Source organism: Streptomyces sp. NPDC037290, assembly GCF_055603245.1.
Window position 1 is genome coordinate 97476 of sequence record NZ_JBVJVZ010000001.1, and the last position, 20352, is coordinate 117827.

Here is a 20352-nt window from a genome sequence, read left to right on the forward strand (position 1 = left end):
CATGACCAGCACCGACCTGCACCTGCCCCGGGGTGCCGCCGCGAACGCCCGGTACGCCGTCGACATCGACCCCGAGTTGGCCGGCTGGACACACAGCAGCCTGCGTGTCGTCGAGTTGGCGCCCGGCGGCAGCCATACGTTCACCACCGGGGACGGTGAGTGGATCGTGCTTCCGCTGGAAGGCGGATGTACCGTACAAATTGAGACTGCGTCAACGCAGCGGTGCGCGTTCCAACTCCTGGGCCGGGACAGTGTGTTCGCGGACGTCTCCGACTTCGCGTACGCCCCCCGGGACGCCCGGGTCCAGATCGCCTCCGGCGCGGGAGGCCGCTTCGCCCTGGCAGGAGCGAAGTGCGAGCGACGACTCCCCGCCCGCTACGGCCCCGCGCCGGAGGTCCCCGTCGAGCAGCGCGGCAGCGGCAGCTGCGCCCGCCGGGTGCGCAACTTCGCCTCGGCGGACTCCTTCGACTGCGACAAGCTGATCGCCGTCGAGGTGATCACCCCGGGCGGCAACTGGTCCTCCTACCCGCCGCACAAGCACGACGAGCACCGTCCGGGCGAGGAGTCCGAGCTGGAGGAGATCTACTACTTCGAGATCGACGGCCCGAACGGTCTCGGATACCAGCGCGTGTTCCCCTCGCGGGAAGGCGGCTCCGACGTCCTCGCCGAGGTCCGCTCCGGCGACGCCGTCCTCGTCCCCGACGGATGGCACGGCCCGTCCATCGCCCAGCCCGGGCACGACATGTACTACCTGAACGTCATGGCGGGTCCGGGCGAGACCCGGGAGTGGCGGATCTGTTTCCACCCCGACCACGTAGAGAGCACAGGGGGCTACCGATGACGATCCGGCTGACCGTCGCCCAGGCACTCGTCCGCTTCCTCGCCGCCCAGTACACCGAACGGGACGGCGAACGGCACCGGCTGATCGGCGCCACCTGGGGCATCTTCGGCCACGGCAATGTCGCGGGGCTCGGCCAGGCGCTGGTCGAGTACGCCGACGCCATGCCGTACCACCAGGGCCGCAACGAGCAGTCCATGGTGCACGCGGCCGTCGGCTACGCCCGCCAGTCGGGCCGCCTGTCCACGCACGCGGTGACGACGTCCATCGGCCCCGGCGCCACCAACCTCGTCACCGGTGCCGCCCTCGCCACCATCAACCACCTCCCGGTGCTGCTGCTGCCCGGCGACGTCTTCGCCACCCGCCCCGCCGACCCGGTCCTGCAGCAGCTGGAGCTGCCGTACGCGGGCGACGTCTCGGTCAACGACACCCTGCGCCCGGTGTCGAAGTACTTCGACCGCGTCACCCGCCCGGAGGCCCTGATCCCGTCGGCCCTCCAGGCCATGCGGGTCCTCACCGACCCGGTGGAGACCGGCGCGGTCACCCTCGCCCTGCCGCAGGACGTGCAGGCGGAGGCCTTCGACTGGCCGGAGGAGTTCTTCTCGACGCGCGTGTGGACCGTACGACGGCCGGGCGCGGACCCCACCGAGCTGGCCGAGGCGGTCCGCGCGATCCGTGCGGCGCGGCGGCCCCTCGTCATCGCGGGCGGCGGGGTCCACCACAGCCGCGCCGAGGCCGCCCTCGCCGAGTTCGCGTCGGCCACCCGCATCCCGGTCGCGTCCACCCAGGCCGGCAAGGGCTCACTCCGCTACGACCACCCGCAGGACGTCGGCGGGGTCGGCCACACCGGCACCGCGACCGCCGACGAACTGGCCCGCACCGCCGACCTGGTGATCGGCGTCGGCACCCGGTACACCGACTTCACCACCGCCTCCGGCACCCTCTTCGAGAACCCGGAGGTCCGCTTCCTCAACCTCAACATCGCGCCCTTCGACGGCCACAAGCTGTCCGGACTCCCGCTGGTCGCCGACGCCCGCAGCGGCCTCGGTGAACTGACCGAGGCGCTGGTGGTGCACGGGCACGGGGCGGCGGAGTCGTACGTCGCCGAGTACTCGGAGGACAAGGAGCGCTGGGAGCAGCGCGTCGACGCCTGCTTCGAGGCCGGCGAGATCGACGTACGGCCGACCCAGCCGCAGGTCATCGGCGCCCTGGACGCCCTGGTCGACGAGTCGGACATCGTCATCAACGCGGCCGGCTCGCTCCCGGGCGATCTGCACAAGCTGTGGCGGGCGCGGTCGAGGGACCAGTACCACCTGGAGTACGGCTACTCCTGCATGGGCTACGAGATCCCGGCCGCGCTCGGTGTGAAGCTCGCCGCGCCGGAGCGGAACGTGTGGGCGCTGGTCGGCGACGGCACGTATCTGATGATGCCGACCGAGATCGTGACCGCCGTGCAGGAGGGCATCGCGATCAAGGTGCTGCTGGTGCAGAACCACGGGTACGCGTCCATCGGCGGGCTGTCGGAGTCGGTGGGCGGCGAGCGGTTCGGCACCGCGTACCGGTTCCAGGCCGAGGACGGCACGTACACCGGTGCCCCGCTGCCCGTCGACCTCGCCGCCAACGCGGCCAGCCTCGGCATGCGGGTGCTGCGCGCGAAGACCGTGCGCGACCTGCGCGCGGCGCTCGCCGAGGCGCGCGCCGCCGACACTCCCACATGTGTCTACGTGGAGACCGAAACGTCCGACACTGTGTCGGGCGCGCCTCCGGCGCAGGCCTGGTGGGATGTTCCTGTGGCCGAGACCGCGACCCGACCGTCGGCGGTCAAGGCACGTGAGCTGTACGAACGGCACGTCTCGACCCGACGCCGCCATCTGTAAGAAGGAGTCTCTGGGCATGACGAAGATCGTCAACCACTGGATCGGCGGCAAGACCGTCGAAGGCGCGTCGGGCACGTACGGGCCGGTCACCGACCCGGCGACCGGCGCGGTCACCACGAAGGTCGCGTTCGCGTCGGTGGAGGAGGTGGACGCGGCGGTCGCGGCTGCCAAGGACGCGTTCACCAGCTGGGGCCAGTCCTCGCTGGCCCAGCGCACCACCATCCTCTTCCGCTTCCGCGCGCTGCTCGACGCGCACCGGGACGAGATCGCCGAGCTGATCACCGCCGAGCACGGCAAGGTGCACTCCGACGCGCTCGGCGAGGTCGCGCGCGGTCTGGAGATCGTGGACCTGGCCTGTGGCATCAACGTGCAGCTGAAGGGCGAGCTGTCGACGCAGGTCGCGAGCCGCGTGGACGTCTCCTCCCTGCGCCAGCCGCTCGGTGTCGTCGCCGGTATCACGCCGTTCAACTTCCCGGCGATGGTCCCGATGTGGATGTTCCCGATCGCCATCGCGTGCGGCAACACGTTCGTGCTGAAGCCGAGCGAGAAGGACCCGTCGGCGTCGATCAGGCTCGCCGAGCTGCTGGCCGAGGCCGGTCTGCCGGACGGCGTCTTCAACGTCCTCCACGGCGACAAGGTGGCCGTGGACCGCCTGCTGGAGCACCCGGACGTCAAGGCGGTGTCGTTCGTCGGCTCGACCCCGATCGCCCGCTACATCCACACCACGGCCTCCGCCAGGGGCAAGCGCGTGCAGGCTCTGGGCGGTGCGAAGAACCACATGCTGGTGCTGCCGGACGCCGACCTGGACGCGGCGGCCGACGCCGCGGTGAGCGCGGCGTACGGCTCCGCCGGCGAGCGCTGCATGGCGATCTCGGCGGTCGTGGCCGTGGGCGCCATCGGCGACACGCTGGTGGAGAAGATCCGCGAGCGCGCCGAGAAGATCAAGATCGGCCCCGGCAACGACCCGACGTCCGAGATGGGTCCGCTGATCACCGCCGCCCACCGCGACAAGGTGGCGTCGTACGTGGAGGGCGCCGCCGCCGAGGGCGCCGAGGTCGTGCTCGACGGCACCGGGTACACCGTGGAGGGCTTCGAGGACGGTCACTGGATCGGCATCTCGCTGCTCGACAAGGTGCCGACCAGCGCCAAGGCCTACCAGGACGAGATCTTCGGCCCGGTGCTGTGCGTGCTGCGCGTGGACACGTACGACGAGGGCGTGGCGCTGATCAACAGCTCCCCGTTCGGCAACGGCACCGCGATCTTCACCCGGGACGGTGGCGCGGCCCGCCGCTTCCAGCTGGAGATCGAGGCGGGCATGGTCGGCGTGAATGTCCCGATCCCGGTCCCCGTCGGCTACCACTCCTTCGGTGGCTGGAAGGACTCGCTCTTCGGCGACCACCACATCTACGGCAACGACGGCACGCACTTCTACACCCGCGGCAAGGTCGTCACCACCCGCTGGCCCGACCCGGCCGACGCCCCGGCGGGCGTGGACCTGGGCTTCCCGCGCAACCACTGAGCACCGCCAGAACCCTGTCGTCAGGCCGTCCGGATTCCGGACGGCCTGACATTTTTTTGACACGTTGGCTGCGGTTCCCGTTTACGCGGGACGAAACGGGTGGCGAAGGGGTTACGAGCAGATGACCTTGGAAAGCAAGGTCACATTTGCCATGGGCTTGATGGATGCCTCTATAGGGCGCCGCCGCCTAGGAATGTGGTGCGGCGTAAGGGTCTCTGGAAGTGCGGATTCCGAAGGTAAACGGCCATTGACGTGGCGGTTTTCGTCGGGGTTCGCTATGCAGCGCCGGGAGCGGACGAGATGAACGCACCACGATCCGCCGGAGGCGATAGCGCTCCCGACCCCCACCCTCAGCCGCTCAAGTCGATCGGAACCGCCGCATGACCGACACGCTCCAGAAGTCCGTGGTTGACACCGCGACGGCCCCCTCACCCGGGCTGAAGCGTTCCATCGGTGTCGTCGGCGGCACCCTGCTGACGCTGTCCTGCGTCACGCCCGCCTCCACGCTCTTCGTGATCGTGCCCGACCTGTTCTCCAGCCTGGGCACGGCGACGGCGCTCTGTCTCGCCATCGGCGCGCTGCTGTGTATCCCCGTGGCGTTCTGCTACTCGGAGCTGGGCACCCTCATCCCCAGCGCGGGCGGCGAGTACGCCATCGTCTCCACCCTGGCCGGGCGGCTCGCCGGCTGGCTGGCCTTCGTGATGTCGCTGCTCGTCGTGATGATCGTCCCTCCGGTCATCGCGATGGGCACCGCCGACTACCTGGCCCCGGTCATCCACCTCGCCCCGTCCATGACGGGCGCCGGCGTGATGATCGCGGCCACCCTCGCCGGACTGCTGGACCTGCGCGCCAACGCCTGGATCACCGGCATCTTCCTGGTCCTGGAGGTCGTCGCCGCCGGAGTCGTCGCGATGCTCGGCTTCACCCACGCCCACCGCGGTGCGGGCAGCCTCGTGGGCTCGTTCCACGTGGCCGGCGAGCACGCGCACGTCAACCCGGTCACGGCCATGATGGTCCTCTCCGGGCTCGCCATCGCCCTCTTCGCCACCCAGGGCTTCTCCACCGCCATCTACCTCTCCGAGGAGCTGGAGAACCCGCGCCGCAGCGTCGCCCGCACCGTCCTCGCCACCCTCGCCATCTCCAGCGTGGTCATCCTGGTGCCGGTCGTGGCGATCACCCTGGGCGCCGGTGACCTCAAGGCCCTGACCGGCGGCGACATCTCCAGCATGGTCATCGCCTGGAGCAACTCGGCCGTCGGCACCTTCGTCAGCCTGTGCGTCGCCCTCGCGATCATCAACGCGGGCATCGTCATGGTCATCCAGAACTCCCGCGTGCTCTTCGCCTCCGCCCGCGACAAGGCCTGGCCCTCGCCGGTCAACGCGGCCCTGTCCAAGCTGGGCCGGTTCGGCTCCCCGTGGGTCGCCACCCTCGTCGTCGGCATCCCGGGCGCGTTCCTCTGCTTCGTCAACCTGGACACCCTCTACGGCGTCACCGGCGTCGCCGTCACCGGCCTGTACCTGCTGGTCGCGGTCGCCGCCCTGCTCGCCCGCCGCGGCGCGCACCGCGGGAAGCAGGCGTGGCGGATGCCGCTGTGGCCGGCCATGCCGGTCCTGCTGATCGCGGTGCTCGTCTACATCCTGGTCGAGCAGGACCCGTCGTACCTGTGGTGGACCGGTGGCATCACCGCCGTCGCCACCCTCTACTGGGCCTTCTACCTCCGCCCGCGCCGCGAGACCCGCTGGCTGGTCTCCCTGCCCGAGGACGTCCAGACCGCCGAGGAGGCGCAGGCGTAGGGGGTCACCACTCCCACGTCATCACCGTGCACGTCCCGTCGCCCTCGCCGCCCGCACTCCGACAAGCGGCAAGGGCGACGTCGTTCCCGGCCCCGGCCCACCTCGGCGACGGTGGTCGCCCGGCGCATGCCCGCGGGCCTTCGTACCACGGCTGGTGTACGCCGGTCAGGCCCCGTACTCCTGTGGGAGGGGCGGGGGTTCAGCCCAGCGGCTTCAGCGGTTGTCGGTGGCGGCCCGTACCGTTGAGGGCATGGATCTTCGGGTGCCTTCCGTGCGAGGGCTGCTCAAGGGGCCGCGCCGGCTGTTCGCCGCCGCGGCCGCCGTCGTGGTGCTCGCCGGTGCCGGCACCTGGACGGCGGCCGCCTCCGGCGACACGCGGGCGGTACGCGTGAGCGACCGGGTCATGGCGGTCGACGGAGTGCGCCTGGACACCTCGTTCTTCACCCCGGCCGACGCCGGCCGCCACCCGGCCGTCCTGCTGGCGCACGGCTTCGGCGGCAGCAAGGACGACGTGCGCGAGCAGGCCGAGGACCTCGCCCGGGACGGGTACGCGGTCCTGACCTGGTCCGCGCGCGGCTTCGGCAGGTCCACCGGAAAGATCGGGCTGAACGACCCGAAGGGCGAGGTCGCCGACGTCTCCCGGCTCATCGACTGGCTGGCGAAGCGGCCCCAGGTCCGGCTCGACAAACCGGGCGACCCGCGCGTGGGCATGGCCGGCGGCTCCTACGGCGGCGCGATCTCCCTGCTCGCCGCGGGGTACGACCACCGGGTCGACGCCATCGCCCCGGCCATCACCTACTGGAACCTCGCGGACGCCCTGTTCCCGGGCGGCGTCTTCAAGAGGCTGTGGGCCGGTGTCTTCTTCAACACCGGCGGCGGCTGCGCCCGCTTCGAGCCCGCGCTGTGCCGGATGTACGACAGGGTCGCCGAGTCCGGCACCCCGGACGCGGCCGCCCGCACGCTGCTCGAGCGGCGCTCGCCGTCCGCCGTGGGCTCCCGGATCAAGGTGCCCACGCTGCTGATGCAGGGCCAGACGGACTCCCTGTTCACCCTCGCCCAGTCCGACGCGGCTGAGAAGGCGATCCGGGCGAACGGCGCACCGGTGGACGTCGACTGGATCGCGGGCGGCCATGACGGCGGCGACATGGAGGCCGGCCGGGGCCGGACACGCGTGCGTGCGTGGTTCGACCGGTATCTGAAGGGCGACAGGAACACCGACACCGGGCCGGCCTTCCGGATCACCCGCACCGGAGGCGTCGACTCCACGAACGGCAGGGCCCAGTTGCGCGGCGCGAGCGCCACCGCCTACCCCGGCCTGCGCGACCACCCGCGCGGCATCACCCTGACCGGCGGCACCCAGCGGATCACCAACCCGGCAGGCGCCAGCCCGCCCGGCGTCTCCGCGCTGCCCGGCCTCGGCGGCTCCGGCGGCCTGACCCAGCTGTCCGCGCTCGGTCTCGGTGTCTCCCTGGACTTCCCCGGTCAGTACGCGAAGTTCGACTCCGCGCCGCTCACCCGCGACCTGCAGATCACCGGCACCCCGACCGCGACCGTCCACATCACCTCGACCAGCGACGACGCCGTCCTGTTCGGCAAGGTCTACGACGTCGGCCCCGACGGCACCCAGCAGGTGCTGCCCTCCCAGCTCGTCGCCCCCTTCCGGGTGACCGGCGCCAGGGCCGGCAAGGACGTCACGCTCACCCTCCCGGCGATCGACCACGAGGCGCAGAAGGGCCACCGGCTCCGCCTGGTCCTCGCCTCCACCGACCTCGGCTACGCCTCACCGGCCGCTCCGGCCACCTACACCGTCTCCCTCAAGGGCGACCTGAGCGTGCCGACGGCCCCGGCCGTCACCACCGCCGCGGCGCCCCTGGCCGCCTGGGTGTGGTGGCTGCCGCCGGCCTCGGCGGCGGCCGCCCTGGCCCTGCTGCTCACCGCCCGCCGTCGTACGGCCGGGCCCGCGCCCGACCCCGAGTCGGCCGAAGTCCCGCTGGTGATCAAGGACTTGAGCAAGCGGTACGCGAAGTCCGCCGACCGGTACGCGGTGCGCGAGCTGTCCTTCCGCGTCGAGAAGGGCCAGGTGCTCGGCCTGCTCGGGCCCAACGGCGCGGGCAAGACGACCACCCTGCGGATGCTGATGGGCCTGATCACACCGGACGAGGGCGAGATCCGCGTCTTCGGCCACGCCATCCGGCCCGGCGCGCCCGTGCTGTCGAGGGTCGGCGCCTTCGTGGAGGGCGCGGGCTTCCTGCCGCACCTGTCCGGCCGGGAGAACCTGGAACTGTACTGGCGGGCCACCGGCCGCCCGCCCGAGGACGCCCACCTGGACGAGGCCCTTCGGATCGCCGGGCTCGGCGACGCGCTCGCCCGCGCGGTGCGCACCTACTCGCAGGGCATGCGCCAGCGCCTCGCCATCGCCCAGGCCATGCTCGGCCTGCCCGACCTGCTCATCCTCGACGAGCCCACCAACGGCCTCGACCCGCCCCAGATCCGCGAGATGCGCGAGGTGATGATCCGCTACGCCTCCGGCGGCCGTACGGTGATCGTCTCCAGCCATCTCCTCGCCGAGGTCGAGCAGTCCTGCACCCACCTGGTGGTCATGGACCGCGGCCGGCTCGTCCAGGCAGGACCGGTCGGCGAGATCATCGGCTCCGGCGACACCCTGCTCGTCGGCACCGCCCGCCCCGTCGAGGAGCCGGTCGTGGAGAAGGTGGCCGCGCTGCCCGGCGTCGCCTCCGCCGTGCGCACCGACGACGGACTGCTGATCCGCCTCGCACCCGGGGCCACGGCCGAGGGGCTGGTCGCGGAGCTGGTCCGGCTGGACGTGCCCGTCGCCTCGGTCGGCCCGCACCGCCGCCTGGAGGACGCCTTCCTCACCCTGATCGGAGGTTCCGCATGAGCACGCTCACCGAGGCCGCCTCCGGCTACCGGACGCGGCACACCCTGCCCCTGCGGGTCGAGCTGGTCCGCCAGCTCAAGCGGCGCCGCACCCTGGTCATGGGCGCCGTCCTCGCACTGCTGCCGTTCGTGCTGCTGATCGCCTTCGCCGTCGGCGGTGACCCGGGCGGCCGGAACAACCAGATCACCCTGATGGACACGGCCACCGCCTCCGGAGCCAACTTCGCCGCGGTGAACCTGTTCGTCTCGGCCGGCTTCCTGCTGGTCATCCCGGTGGCCCTGTTCTGCGGGGACACCGTCGCATCGGAGGCGAGCTGGTCCTCGCTGCGCTATCTGCTCGCAGCTCCCGTGCCACGGGCCCGGCTGCTGTGGTCGAAGCTGGTGGTGGCGCTCGGGCTGAGCCTCGCCGCGATGATCCTGCTCCCGGTGGTCGCCCTCGCCGCCGGTACGGCGGCCTACGGCTGGGGCCCGCTGCAGATCCCCACCGGCGGCGCACTGGGCGCCGGTACGGCACTGCAGCGCCTGGCGGTGACCGTGGCGTACGTCTTCGTGTCCCAGCTGGTCACCGCCGGGCTCGCGTTCTGGCTGTCGACGAAGACCGACGCCCCGCTCGGCGCGGTCGGCGGCGCGGTCGGCCTGACCATCGTCGGCAACGTCCTGGACGCTGTGACCGCTCTTGGCCACTGGCGTGACTTTCTGCCCGCGCACTGGCAGTTCGCCTGGGCCGACACCGTCCAGCCGCACCCCGAATGGTCCGGCATGATCCAGGGGACGGCGATCTCCCTGAGCTACGCACTCGTGCTTATCGCCCTGGCTTTCCGGGGCTTCGCCCGCAAGGACGTGGTGTCATAGTTTTCTTTTCCGATCAATTGATTCGCCGACCAGATGTGAATACCTCTGTATAAATCCCGGGAATGCGCTCCTTCACCCCCATGGCATTCATGCGTATGGAGTAGTGCGTCGCTTTGGGCGGACTGTGGACTGCTATGTTCTGCGTCTGTCGGATCAGAGGTAACTTCAAGTGAGGTGAATCATGAAGAAAGCAGTTTTCACAACTGCGGCGCTGGCGATCGGTGCGAGTCTCGTGGGTGGCTCCGCGGTCGCCGCGTCGGCCGTCGGCAAGACGCCCGCTCGCGAGACAACCGGTCCGCTCGGCCTCATGTCCCAGACCGATGTCACTCCGGCGCTCGTGCCCGCGGCCGACACCGTGATGCGGGTGGCCAAGCAGGGCAGCCTCACCAAGGGCAGCGCGTTCGACGAGAACCAGGCATCCTCGGTCACCGGCAAGAATAAGGCCGCCAAAATCTCCGGCGTATACCTGGACGGCATGGGGCACAGCACCAACAAGAAGCCCGCAATCCCGGTGAAGAATCCGCTCGGAACCGGATCGGTTCAGCTCCACCCGCTGAACGGGCCGACGAGTGCCGGGGTCGGTAGCCTGCTCAACCAGGGGTGACGCGGAAACCGTCAGGAGTCGGCGTGACCGGGATTCTGAGACTCTGATCCGGTTCCTTCGCCGGAGACCCGACACCGCAGTGCCGCGCACCCACCCCGGCGCCGATGTCGTGCCGCACACACGGCTCAAGCCTGTCCGGCCCACTGGATTCCTCCTTGCCAGTGGGCCGGACGCATGTCGGCGTTCTCTCCGGTGCCGGTGCGGCCCGCATGAATCGGTGCCCAGCTGCCGTTCCGCCATCCGGTGGAATCCGCCCGGTATGCCCGGTGTCCGCGTGACTTTTCGCCACATATTTCGGTTTCTTGCTATGTAAGCGCGGCTTACCGTGAATCCAGGAAGGAACCGAGTTGACCAGGAAGTTCGCGGTCATCACTGCACTCGCCCTTGCCGCTGTCTGCGGCAGCGCCGGCGTTGCCTCCGCCCACTCGAACACGACCAACGTCACCGGTGGTGACGGCTTTTCGGAGTCCCCGGTCGTCGTGAACGCTCCTCAGCAGGGCGTTGTCGTCGTCAACGGCGCCCTGATCGATGGCCGCTGCATCGCGCCGTGGTCCAACGGTGCCGTCCTCGGCGGCGTCGCTGCGCCCCACTCGCGCTACGCCGCGTGCAACACGGCGTCCGTCGACCAATCGACGGTCAGCGAGGCGGCCGGCATCCTCTGACCCCTGCTCCGGGCAATTCCGAGCAGGTGAACCCCCTCGAAACGCAGTCCGGAAAGGACATCCCATGCGTAACAAGGTTACGGCCATCTCCGCTCTCGCCGCGGGTGTCGTCCTGGCGGCAGGCGGCACCGCCGCGGCCGACAACTGCACGACCGTCACCGGCGGCAACGGCTTTTCGTCGTCCCCCGTCGTCGTGAACGCTCCGCAGCAGGGCGTCCTCGTCTCCAATGGCACGCTCGTCGACCTCCGCTGCGTCGCCCCGTGGTCCAACGGTGCCGTGCTCGGCGGCGTCTACGCGCCGCACTCGCGCTACGCCGCGTGCAACACGGGGTCGGTCGACCAGAAGGCGGGCGTCGAGGCGGCCGGCCTCTTCGGCTGAACCATCCGCGCTCCGATCACATCGGCGCGTCTCCTTCCGATCTGTCAACCAACCGAAAGGCGCATCTCATGCGTAAGAAGGTTACGGCCCTCAGTGTCCTGGCTGCGGGCGTCGTTCTGGCCGCCGGCGGTACTGCTTCGGCCGACAACAACACCACCGTCACCGGCGGCAACGGCTTCTCGGAGTCCCCGGTCGTCGTGAACGCTCCTCAGCAGGGGCTCGCCGTCGTCAACGGCGCCCTGGTCGACGGCCGCTGCATCGCGCCGTGGTCGAACGGTGCCGTCCTCGGCGGAGTGGTCCCGCCGCACTCGCGCTACGCCGCGTGCAACACCGCGCCGGTCGACCAGTCGGTCCTCACTGAGGCCGCGGGTCTGATCTGACGCCCCTTCAGCCTGGTGGCCCGCCGAGCCTCGGCGGGCCACCATCTGCTTTTCCGCCCCGTGCGTTTTCCCTCATGCTTTTTACGCACGCTGTGCGGCGAAACAAAGAAAGGCCGGCTCCGGAAACACCGGAGCCGGCCTGAAAGCCCAGCGGACGCGTCGTCTACTTCAGGACGGGAAGTGCGGCGGGCGGCTTGCCGTTGAGGGGGTTCGGCAGGGCGCCGCCCAGGACGGGGGTCTTGACGACCCCGGACTTCTTCACGCCGTCCGCCGTGCGCTTGACATCGCCAGCCAGGGCACCGGTCGGGATCTCGGCTGCGTTGGGGAGAGACCGGGCAACCGTCTTCCCGTTATCGATGATGCCCTGCGCCGGTACGTCCGCCGCGACGGCCGGCGCCGCGACGCCCGCCATGGCCAGGGTGCCGACAACGATGGCGGCAGCCTTCAGACTCTTCATTGTGTTCCTTTCTCGAGCTTCCCCCGGGTTAACGAGAGAGGGGCGCCACGGGAAACTCCGCCGGCCGCAAGTTCCCCGGAACTCATACATCATGGAACGACAACGCAGAAATTCTTATCGGATTATCTTTGCGTTCCGCCGTCCCAGTGCGGCGCCAAGCAGGTGACTTTTTCGCGAGGAATGGTCCCGGAGGAGGATTGTCATTCCGACACGGTTGACGGCTCCGTGGTAAAAGGGGCTAGTGTTGCCTCCCGAATCCGATGCGTTTTATGTCGAACCTACGATCGCACGCTTTGCGCTGGTTCGAAATGTTTCTTCGGAAGGGAAGCCTCGGGCATGCGCATTCCCCTCGGTCCGGTCCCGCACCGTGCGACACCGTCCGCAGCACGTGAGCCGCACGTCCTGCACGTCACTCAGCCGGTCGAGGGCGGTGTCGCACGGTTCGTGACGGACCTGGCGGCGGCGCAGCTCACCGCGGGGCTGCGCGTCAGCGTGGCCTGCCCGAGAGGCGGCACCCTGACCGACGGGCTGCGCACGGAAGGCTGCAAGGTGCTTCCCTGGAACGCGACCGGCTCACCGGGGCCCCGACTGCCCGGTGAGGTGGCCCGGTTGACCCGGATCCTGCGCGGGGTGCGCCCCGACGTGGTGCACGCGCACGGCATGAAGGCGGGGCTCGCCGCACGGCTCGCGGTGCGCGGCCGGCTCCCGACCGTCTTCCAGCCGCACGCCTGGTCGTTCGAGGCCGTGGACGGCGTCAAGGCCCAAACCGCCCTGCGCTGGGAGCAGTTCGGGGCGCGGTGGGCGGCGCGCGTCCTCTGCGTGAGCGAGGCGGAACGGCGTACCGGGGAACAGCACGGCATCACCGCCCAGTGGCACATGGTCCCCAACGGCGTCGACACACGCAGGTTCCGGCCGGAGGGGAGCGTCGCCCGGTCCGGGACGGGACCCCTCGTCGTGTGCGTGGGACGGCTGTGCCGGCAGAAGGGCCAGGACGTGCTCCTGAGGGCCTGGCCCGCCGTCGTACGGCAGATGCCGGCCGCCCGGCTGGTGCTGGTCGGCGACGGGCCGGACGCGAACCGGCTGCGCGCCGCCGCGCCCGCGTCGGTGGAGTTCGCCGGCCCCGCACCCGACGCCGCCCCCTGGTACCGGGCCGCCGATGTCGTGGTCCTGCCGTCCCGTTGGGAGGGCAGGGCGCTCGTCCCCCTGGAGGCCATGGCGTGCGCCCGGCCGGTCCTCGTCACGGACGTGGACGGCGTGCGCGAGAGCCTGCCGCCCGGCCATCTGCCGCACTGCCTGGTGCCGCCGGACGACTCCGACGCGCTGGCGCTGGCACTGACGGCGCTGCTGCGCCGTACGCCGCTGCGCGCGGCCCTGGGGGCACAGGGCCGCGCGCATGTGGTCGCTGCCCACGACGTCCGGCAGACCCGGGACGCGGTGAGTGACGTGTACCGGGAACTGCTCGGCGTCGGCAGCACGCCGTTCGTGCCCAGCCAGAGCAGGGAGTCCATCACCACGTGACCCCGCTCCGGCCGGTCACTTGGCGGTGGCCGCGGTCACGTCGACCGGTGCCGACCGGGGCGTGGTGTTCGTTCCGTCGCTGACGGTGATCGTGTAGCGGTGACGGGAGCCGGGGGAGACCGCATCCGTGTACGTCATCTCCGGGCGGTCCCATTCGGCCGACCGCTGCTTCCGGGTGACCAGGAGCGCACCGTCCCGGTAGATCCGGTAGGTCAGTTCGGCGTCGTCCCTGTCCCATGCGGCCTGCCAGGTGAGCGTGACGTGTCCGGCGCGGGAGCTGTCGGTCGTGAGCCGGGGAGCGGCCTGCGGCGCCGTGTTGCGGGGGCCGGCCCCGAAACGCGTCAGGCCCTGCTGGGGTTGGCCGTTGACCATGGTGAACTCACCGCCCGCCCACAGGATTTCGCCCGCCATGGTGATCGTTCGCGGGCCGACCCCCTCTCCGATGCCGTCATCGGTGTCGGGGAACCAGTGCAGGATGCGCTTGTCGCCGGCCGACTGCGCCAGGAAGTGCCGGCGGGGCCCGTCGGGGAAGCCACCCGGTGTCAGCCCGCAGAAGTGGGCGTGGGAGGCGCTGTAGAGGACGCCGTTGTGCACGAGCAGATCCTGGGTGGCGCCCAGACAGGTGTCCTTCCAGACCATCGTGCCGTCGGCCAGCCGGCCGGCGATGCGACCGTCGAAGATGCCCGTCCCCTCGCCCTCGGCCCCCAGATAGAAGCGGTCGCCGTTGCGTGCCAGTGACGACACCGCGGAGCGCGCGGGAAGCCAGTTGGGAAAGGACCTCACGGTCGCGCCGGTTGTGGGGTTCAGGGAGACCAGTGCCTGCTCCGGACGGCCGTTGACGTTGTGGAAGGCGCCGCCGACGAGCACCTGTCCGTGGTCGGGCACGGCCAGGATGGCGCGGACCGGCTCGTCGGCGTCCGCACTGAACGGGAGCAGCGAGCCGCTCCGGCTGAACGCCGCGATGCGCTTCCTGGGCTTGCCGTCCACGACGGTGAACTCACCGCCCAGGTACACCGTCTTGTCCGTGGCCTCGATGGCCCGCACGGTCGCCTCCATGGCGGGGCGGAAGTCCCCGCGCAGCGAGCAGTCCGCCGTGTTCAGTGCCACCGCACTGGCCACGCCGGTGCGGTCGACCCTGCCGAACGAGCCGCCGACGTACAGCTCCTTGCCGTCCGGGGACGCCTTCAGGGCCCGTACGGTGCCGGCACCCCCGGTGAAGGAGTGGGCACAGGGCAGCAGCTTGCCGGTCACGGCGTCGAAGGCCGCGAAGTTCCGCCGTACGACCTCCTTCTCACCGGGACGCGCGCCGGGCGGGCGGACGCTGTCGAAGGTGCCGCCGACGTACACGACCCCGCGGGCGTACTCGACCGACCAGACGACGCCGTTCGTCTGCCACGTGGCCAACGGGGCTGCTGTCAGGGTCTTTTCCTGGCGGGCCGGCGCCCCGGAAGCGGTCGTGAGCGAGGCGGCGGCAAGGAGGACCATGGCGGAAGCCGTGGTGGCGGTCCTGGCGGTGCTTTTCCTTAGGCGCATGGAACATCCCGGGTCGAGGGATACGGGGGGCGAGGAGCTTTCCGAAAGTAGACACCCGCCCCTGCCTTACCGGATTCGACAAGCGGGCGCTCCGCCCTTCAGGCCCTTACTGAAGCTCGAATGGCCTAGGAAAAGGAGTCGTAATCCATAACGGCAGTGCATTCGTGCGAGTGTGGGGACGCCCGGCGGCGGACACTTGGTCAAGCTCGAACTGCCAAAGGAAATGGCGTGAGAGTTCGCCAGGGCGAGATCAGGTACCCGAGGTCAGGTACCCAAGCATGGAGGAGGAGTGCTCGTAATGCGAGTAGCTGCCCGAACGAAGACGCAGTCACGACGGTTGAGTTGGGGAGCGGGGCTCGTCGGCGCCGGCCTGACCGCAACCGTGGCATTCGGTATCGCCGCCGGCTCCGCGGCGGCCCACACGGTTCCCCGGGTGACGATGGCGTGCAAGTCGTCGTGCCCGACGACCGGCACGTCGGGGTGCTCGTCGTGCCAGACGACCCCCCCGACGTCCGGGTGCGCGTCCTGCGCCACGAAGCCCCCCACGTCCGGGTGCACGCCGTGCCAGACGGCCCCGCCGCCCCCTCCGGCCTGCCCGGCGGGCGCGACCGGGTTCAGCGTGACCAATCCGGTGAGCGGACCCGTGGCGATCCCCGGGGACGGAAACCTCCAGCTCACCATCCACAACGGCACCCAGGGTGAGACGTTCGACTTCGACGTCCCCGCGTCCGCGCACCGTACCGTGGTCCAGGTCACGGCCACGGGAAGCGCCGGCGCCAAGGTCTACACGTACGACAGCACGACCGGATTCCCCGACGGCAAGGCGGCCGACACGGGACTCCACTCCACGGCCAACTCGGCCGGCCAGGACCCGCTCATCACCCGCATCGACTTCTGCGTCAAGCCCACCAAGTACGTCTGACGGAGCGGATGCGGGGCCCGGACCACTCCGGGCCCCGCATGCTGACGGCCGTGGCACGGGCGGGCGTTCAATGCGTGGGGGAGGCCTGCGCACGGGGCGTCGGCGGGGTGTCGATGCAGTCGGTGAAGCGCACGAAGGGGGCCCGGGTGGCGGTGGTGCCGTCGTCGATGACGGCGAACTCGCCCTCCGCGTGGCTGCGGAGCAGGCACATGTCATAGCGGACCACGGCCGGCTGGGCGGCCGGTTCGTGGGTCGTCCGGTACTGGTGGCGGCCCACCAGCTGGCAGGAGTCGTAGCGGATCAGCGGCCCCCGTGGGCCCACGGTGTACCGGTGCGGACGGATGTCGTCGGAGAAGTCCTGGAAGGCGATCGCGGTGTCGTCGCAGTCGGCGAAGTGGATCGTTCCGCTGTTCCACACGCAGTCGATGATCCGCACATCCGGGTTGCGCACCTCGAAGCGGATGTCCTGGGCGTGGAAGCGCTGCACCGAGTCGTTGTGCCAGCGGACCGGGAAACGGAAGAAGGTGCTGGTGGTGCCGTATTCCTTGGTGCTCTCGGGGCGTTTGCCGGTGATGATGTACGAACCGCCCCGGCAGGAAATCGATCCGCCGTAGGGAAACTCCAGGAAGTTGCCCCACTCGTATTCGACCTTCATGTCGGTGAACCAGTAGTTCAGGAACTGGTCCTGGTCGTTCGGGGTGGTCTGTGCGTGCCCCGTGATCCCCGAGTAGAGAAACGCCTTCCGGTAGCTGCCGGCGACCGTGCAGGCCTGCCACAGCATCTCCGAGTTGGTGTTCGTGCCGTCGAGGGCCAGCCCGTACTCCCATTCCCCGAGCCACTCGCACTCCGAGAACCGGTAGTCCTGGGCCTGTCCGGTGGAGTAGGAACTGAAGAAGGACGCGCCCGGTGTGTCGGAGCGGAACTGCATGCGCTCGAAGGAGAGGTTCGACCAGCTGTCCTCGTTCCGGCACAGATAGGATCCAGGGCCGGTGCCCGGGCGGAAGACGAGAGTGGTCATGTTCTTTCCCGCCCCCACGAAGCGCAGACCGTTCGCGGGACGTGGCGGTGCGACGCCGTTCAGCAGGGCGTACGGACGCGTGATGAGGAAGTCCCCGGCCGGAATCTCGACCACCAGGCGGCCCACCCCGCCCCGGACCCGGTCGGCGGCGAGCGCGTACGCGCTCTCGAAGGCCTGTGTGTCGTCGGTTCTTCCGTCGCCCACGGCACCGAGATCGGTGACGTTGACCGAGGACATCGGCCCTACGGCGGTGCTCTTGGCGGACGCACTTCTGGCGGACGCGCTGCCGGCGGGCAGGGCCGCCGCGACCAGCAATGACGTTCCGCCGCGCAGAATTCGCCGACGGTCGCGGGCCATTTCGCCACCCTGTTCTGTCATAGTTGCCTTCCCTTGTCACGTGTGGCCTCGTCAAGGAGGGTTATGGCCGAGTTCGCGGAAATGCTGAGGCAACTGTCGACGGCACAGAAACCGGCGAAAGGGGTCTCGGTCTACAGCCGTTTCGTCAATCGCCCGGCCGGTCGTGTGATGGCGGCGCTGGCCGCGTGGATCGGTGCGACCCCCAATCAGCTGACGCTACTCGGTTCCTTGTTCACTTTTCCGGCCCTGGCGGCGGTGGCCCTGCTGCGGCCCGAGCCCGTGCTGTCGGTCTGTGTCGGGGTGGCCCTCGCCCTGGGTTTCGCCCTGGATGCCGCGGACGGTCAGCTCGCGCGGAGCCAGCGGTCCGCGAGCCTGTCGGGCGAATGGCTGGACCATGTGCTGGACTGCGTCAGGATCGTCGTGCTGCACCTGGTGGTGCTGGTGGCGTTCTACCGTTTCTTCGCGCTGCCCAGTCCGCTGTTCCTGCTGGCCCCGATGGTGTTCCAGCTCGCCGCGGTGGTGATCTTCTTCGCCGGTGTTCTCACCCAGCAGCTCAAGGCGCGGGTGGCGGTGGAAAGGAGCGGTGGTGGTCCTGCCTCGGCGTGGGGGTCCGTCCTGCTGCTGCCGGTCGACTACGGCACGACCTGCGTCTGCTTTCTATTTCTGGGCAGTCGGGACCTCTTCCTTGCCCTGTACTGCGTGCTGCTCTTGGCTCATGTCCTGTTCATGGCGGCCTTCCTGGTGAAGTGGTTCCGCGAGCTGCATCAGCTCCAGCGCCCTGCGCAGTAGCGTGCTGGACGTGTGGACGGTGTAGGGGAAGTAGACGACGTCGACACCGACCTTGGCGAAACGCCGTTCGAGGATTTCCCATTTGGGCGTGCCCTTCCAGTCGTCTCCTTTGAACACGACATGGAAACCGACCTGCTTCCAGATCTGCAGTTTGTCCCCGTGCGTCTCCACGACGACATCGTCGACGTGCCGCACGCTGCGGACGATCTCCAGGCGCTCGGCCAGCGGGATCACCGGTGGCCTGCCCTTCAGTCGCAAGGTCAGCTCGTCGGACGCCACCCCGGCCACGAGGTGGTCGCAGTGCCGGCGCGCCTCACGCAGGATGCTGAGGTGACCGATGTGGAACAGGTCCCAGACGCCGGGCGCGTACCCGGTGAGTGTCGCTGTCACGGCTCACGCTCCGTTCGTCCGGCCGCGGGGCGCGGGCACCGTCACGGTCAGCGAAACGGACCGGGGTGAGGTGCGGGTGCCGTTCGTCACCTCGATCGTGTACTGGTGGCGGGAGCCGGCGGGCACGGAGTCGGTGAAGCTCATGGCGGGGAGGTTCCAGGACGTCGAGGACCTGGCCTGCCGGGAGACGAGCGTTCCGTCCCGGTAGAGCCGGTACGTCAGCACGGCGGTGTTGCGGTCCCACGCGGCCTGCCAGCCGAGGGTGACGCTTCCCGGGCGTGCGGACAGGAGCGTGAGAGCGGGGGCCTGGGGCGCGCTCGTGGGAGCGGCGGTGCCGAAGCGGGTGAGTCCCTGCTGTGGCCGGTCGTTGACCTGGGTGAACTCACCTCCGACCCACAGGGTGCCGCCGGCCATGGCCAGGGTGCGTGGGCCCACTCCCTCCCCGAGTCCGGGGTCGGTGTCGGGGAACCAGTGCAGGATTCTCCGGTCGGTGACCGACTGGGCCAGGAGGGTGTGCCGGACGCCCCGTTCGGGAAATCCGCCGGGAGTCCGGGAGCAGTCGTGCGCGTGGGAGGCGCTGTAGAGAACGCCGTTGTACGGCAGCACGGCCTGGGTGGCGCCCTGGCACGTGTCCTTCCACAGCATGGCGCCGTCGCGGAGCCGGCCCGCGATGCGTCCGTCGAAGACGCCCTGCGGGTCCCCTTCGGCGCCGATGTAGAAGCGGGAGCCGTCCCGCGCGATGGACTTGACCTTCGAACCGTGCGGCAGCCAGCCCGGGAAGGTGCGGACCGTCGCCCCGGTGGCGGCGTCCAGCGCGACCAGGGAGCGCACCTGTCTGCCGTTGACCCACTCGAAGTCCCCTCCGACCAGGACTTCACGCTGCGCGGGCACCGCCGACAGGGCGCGGACGGAAAGGTCCACGCCGGCCTTGAAGGGCAGGAGGGAACCCGCGGGCGTGAAGGCGGCGACGTGGGACCTGCGGTGTCCGTCGACCTGGTCGAAGTCGCCGCCCAGGTACACCGCTTGGCCGGTGGTCTCGATGGCCCGGACGGTTGCGGACACCGTGGGCCTGAAGTCCCTGCGCAGGGTGCAGCCGGCGGTGTCGAGGGCCACGGCGTTGGCCACCCCGGTGGACCCGACGCGGCCGAAGGAGCCGCCCACGTACAGCACCCGTCCGTCGGGGGAGGCCTTCAGGGCCCGTACCGTACCGGCGCTGTACGGGCCGGCACCGTCGGTGAAGGACGGGGCGCAGGGCAGCAGTGCGCCGGTCGTGGCATCGAACGCGGCGAAGTTGTGGCGCGGCACCTGCGCGGTGCCGGCGGCGGCGCCGGGCGGGCGGACCGTGTCGAAGCTGCCCGCGGCGTAGACGACACCGCGGGCGTAGGCCAGGGACCAGACGATGCCGTCCGTCTGCCAGGTGGCCAGCGGATCGGCGGTGAGCGTGGCCGAATCGTGCCGTGTGGCCGCGGCGGCGGGAGAGCAGAGCAGGGCGCCTGCGCACATGAGGGCGGCGGCAGCCGGACCCGTGACCGCCTTCTTACGGAGCTTGCTCGGACGCAAGGGGAC

17 protein-coding genes and 1 pseudogene are annotated in these 20352 nt (G+C 70.3%); 13 read left to right on the forward strand and 5 right to left on the reverse strand.

The annotated features are described in order from the left end of the window. Position 1: 1 nt before the first annotated feature. From iolB to ACZ7HQ_RS00495, 10 genes are all read left to right on the forward strand, one after another. Positions 2-841 (forward strand): 5-deoxy-glucuronate isomerase, encoded by an 840-nt coding sequence (gene iolB, locus ACZ7HQ_RS00450; RefSeq protein WP_470982774.1) that lies wholly within the window; start codon positions 2-4, stop codon positions 839-841. Beyond that, a complete protein-coding gene (iolD, locus tag ACZ7HQ_RS00455; RefSeq protein ID WP_470982776.1) occupies positions 838-2715 on the forward strand; it encodes a 3D-(3,5/4)-trihydroxycyclohexane-1,2-dione acylhydrolase (decyclizing) in 1878 nt (625 codons plus the stop codon). Before iolB ends, iolD begins: the two co-directional genes overlap by 4 nt. 16 nt (positions 2716-2731) lie before the next feature. Then, the gene (mmsA, locus tag ACZ7HQ_RS00460) at positions 2732-4234 is read left to right on the forward strand and encodes a CoA-acylating methylmalonate-semialdehyde dehydrogenase (RefSeq protein WP_470982779.1); all 1503 of its coding nucleotides are present in this window, start codon (positions 2732-2734) and stop codon (positions 4232-4234) included. A 380-nt stretch (positions 4235-4614) separates the two neighbouring features. Continuing rightward, complete coding sequence (locus tag ACZ7HQ_RS00465) at positions 4615-6027, forward strand: APC family permease (RefSeq protein ID WP_470982782.1); 1413 nt, start codon at positions 4615-4617, stop codon at positions 6025-6027. A gap of 250 nt (positions 6028-6277) precedes the next feature. Then, positions 6278-8926 (forward strand): CocE/NonD family hydrolase, encoded by a 2649-nt coding sequence (locus tag ACZ7HQ_RS00470; RefSeq protein WP_470982784.1) that lies wholly within the window; start codon positions 6278-6280, stop codon positions 8924-8926. After that, positions 8923-9777 carry an ABC transporter permease gene (locus tag ACZ7HQ_RS00475; protein WP_470982786.1) on the forward strand — a complete coding sequence of 285 codons (855 nt, stop codon included), beginning with the start codon at positions 8923-8925 and terminating at the stop codon, positions 9775-9777. The genes ACZ7HQ_RS00470 and ACZ7HQ_RS00475 overlap by 4 nt, the downstream gene beginning before the upstream one ends. A 181-nt stretch (positions 9778-9958) precedes the next feature. Beyond that, complete coding sequence (locus ACZ7HQ_RS00480; RefSeq protein ID WP_470982788.1) at positions 9959-10381, forward strand: hypothetical protein; 423 nt, start codon at positions 9959-9961, stop codon at positions 10379-10381. 347 nt (positions 10382-10728) lie between these two features. Continuing rightward, positions 10729-11043, forward strand: a complete 315-nt coding sequence (locus ACZ7HQ_RS00485; RefSeq protein ID WP_470982791.1) for a hypothetical protein — start codon at positions 10729-10731, stop codon at positions 11041-11043. A gap of 64 nt (positions 11044-11107) precedes the next feature. Next, on the forward strand, positions 11108-11422 hold the full coding sequence (locus tag ACZ7HQ_RS00490; protein WP_470982793.1) for a hypothetical protein: 315 nt from the start codon (positions 11108-11110) through the stop codon (positions 11420-11422). 68 nt (positions 11423-11490) lie between these two features. Next, a complete protein-coding gene (locus ACZ7HQ_RS00495; protein ID WP_470982796.1) occupies positions 11491-11802 on the forward strand; it encodes a hypothetical protein in 312 nt (103 codons plus the stop codon). 163 nt (positions 11803-11965) lie between these two features. Here ACZ7HQ_RS00495 and ACZ7HQ_RS00500 read toward each other — a convergent pair whose 3' ends face one another. Further along, positions 11966-12259, reverse strand: coding sequence for a hypothetical protein (locus ACZ7HQ_RS00500; RefSeq protein WP_470982798.1), 294 nt, complete (start codon positions 12257-12259; stop codon positions 11966-11968). 336 nt (positions 12260-12595) lie between these two features. Here ACZ7HQ_RS00500 and ACZ7HQ_RS00505 point away from each other — a divergent pair, with 336 nt between their 5' ends. After that, entirely contained in the window at positions 12596-13777 is a 1182-nt protein-coding gene (locus ACZ7HQ_RS00505) for a glycosyltransferase family 4 protein (protein WP_470982800.1), read from the forward strand. Between the two features lie 15 nt (positions 13778-13792). Here the strand turns inward: ACZ7HQ_RS00505 and ACZ7HQ_RS00510 are convergent, their stop codons facing one another. Then, positions 13793-15310 (reverse strand): fibronectin type III domain-containing protein, encoded by a 1518-nt coding sequence (locus ACZ7HQ_RS00510; protein WP_470982802.1) that lies wholly within the window; start codon positions 15308-15310, stop codon positions 13793-13795. Between the two features lie 619 nt (positions 15311-15929). Between ACZ7HQ_RS00510 and ACZ7HQ_RS00515 the strand changes: the two genes are divergently transcribed. After that, positions 15930-16232 carry a hypothetical protein gene (locus ACZ7HQ_RS00515; RefSeq protein ID WP_470982804.1) on the forward strand — a complete coding sequence of 101 codons (303 nt, stop codon included), beginning with the start codon at positions 15930-15932 and terminating at the stop codon, positions 16230-16232. 67 nt (positions 16233-16299) lie between these two features. Here ACZ7HQ_RS00515 and ACZ7HQ_RS00520 read toward each other — a convergent pair whose 3' ends face one another. After that, entirely contained in the window at positions 16300-17628 is a 1329-nt protein-coding gene (locus ACZ7HQ_RS00520) for a glycosyl hydrolase family 28-related protein (RefSeq protein WP_470982806.1), read from the reverse strand. A 42-nt stretch (positions 17629-17670) separates the two neighbouring features. Between ACZ7HQ_RS00520 and ACZ7HQ_RS00525 the strand changes: the two are divergent. Then, a pseudogene (locus ACZ7HQ_RS00525) lies at positions 17671-18381 on the forward strand (CDP-alcohol phosphatidyltransferase family protein); the annotation flags it as partial. Here ACZ7HQ_RS00525 and ACZ7HQ_RS00530 read toward each other — a convergent pair. Beyond that, positions 18265-18786: an FAD synthase family protein gene (locus tag ACZ7HQ_RS00530; protein WP_470982808.1), complete on the reverse strand. Its 522-nt coding sequence runs from the start codon at positions 18784-18786 to the stop codon at positions 18265-18267. The pseudogene ACZ7HQ_RS00525 and the gene ACZ7HQ_RS00530 overlap by 117 nt on opposite strands. 3 nt (positions 18787-18789) lie before the next feature. After that, positions 18790-20346 carry a PQQ-binding-like beta-propeller repeat protein gene (locus tag ACZ7HQ_RS00535; RefSeq protein WP_470982810.1) on the reverse strand — a complete coding sequence of 519 codons (1557 nt, stop codon included), beginning with the start codon at positions 20344-20346 and terminating at the stop codon, positions 18790-18792. Between the last annotated feature and the right edge of the window lie 6 nt (positions 20347-20352).

What these genes read in the sequence shown, in the direction of transcription:
- iolB (WP_470982774.1), top strand. Translation starts at nt 2, where the DNA reads ATGACCAGCACCGACCTGCACCTGCCCCGGGGTGCCGCCGCGAACGCC.
- ACZ7HQ_RS00510 (WP_470982802.1), bottom strand. Translation starts at nt 15,310, where the DNA reads ATGCGCCTAAGGAAAAGCACCGCCAGGACCGCCACCACGGCTTCCGCC.
- mmsA (WP_470982779.1), top strand. Translation starts at nt 2,732, where the DNA reads ATGACGAAGATCGTCAACCACTGGATCGGCGGCAAGACCGTCGAAGGC.
- ACZ7HQ_RS00495 (WP_470982796.1), top strand. Translation starts at nt 11,491, where the DNA reads ATGCGTAAGAAGGTTACGGCCCTCAGTGTCCTGGCTGCGGGCGTCGTT.
- iolD (WP_470982776.1), top strand. Translation starts at nt 838, where the DNA reads ATGACGATCCGGCTGACCGTCGCCCAGGCACTCGTCCGCTTCCTCGCC.
- ACZ7HQ_RS00465 (WP_470982782.1), top strand. Translation starts at nt 4,615, where the DNA reads ATGACCGACACGCTCCAGAAGTCCGTGGTTGACACCGCGACGGCCCCC.
- ACZ7HQ_RS00500 (WP_470982798.1), bottom strand. Translation starts at nt 12,259, where the DNA reads ATGAAGAGTCTGAAGGCTGCCGCCATCGTTGTCGGCACCCTGGCCATG.
- ACZ7HQ_RS00490 (WP_470982793.1), top strand. Translation starts at nt 11,108, where the DNA reads ATGCGTAACAAGGTTACGGCCATCTCCGCTCTCGCCGCGGGTGTCGTC.
- ACZ7HQ_RS00470 (WP_470982784.1), top strand. Translation starts at nt 6,278, where the DNA reads ATGGATCTTCGGGTGCCTTCCGTGCGAGGGCTGCTCAAGGGGCCGCGC.
- ACZ7HQ_RS00520 (WP_470982806.1), bottom strand. Translation starts at nt 17,628, where the DNA reads ATGACAGAACAGGGTGGCGAAATGGCCCGCGACCGTCGGCGAATTCTG.
- ACZ7HQ_RS00475 (WP_470982786.1), top strand. Translation starts at nt 8,923, where the DNA reads ATGAGCACGCTCACCGAGGCCGCCTCCGGCTACCGGACGCGGCACACC.
- ACZ7HQ_RS00505 (WP_470982800.1), top strand. Translation starts at nt 12,596, where the DNA reads ATGCGCATTCCCCTCGGTCCGGTCCCGCACCGTGCGACACCGTCCGCA.
- ACZ7HQ_RS00480 (WP_470982788.1), top strand. Translation starts at nt 9,959, where the DNA reads ATGAAGAAAGCAGTTTTCACAACTGCGGCGCTGGCGATCGGTGCGAGT.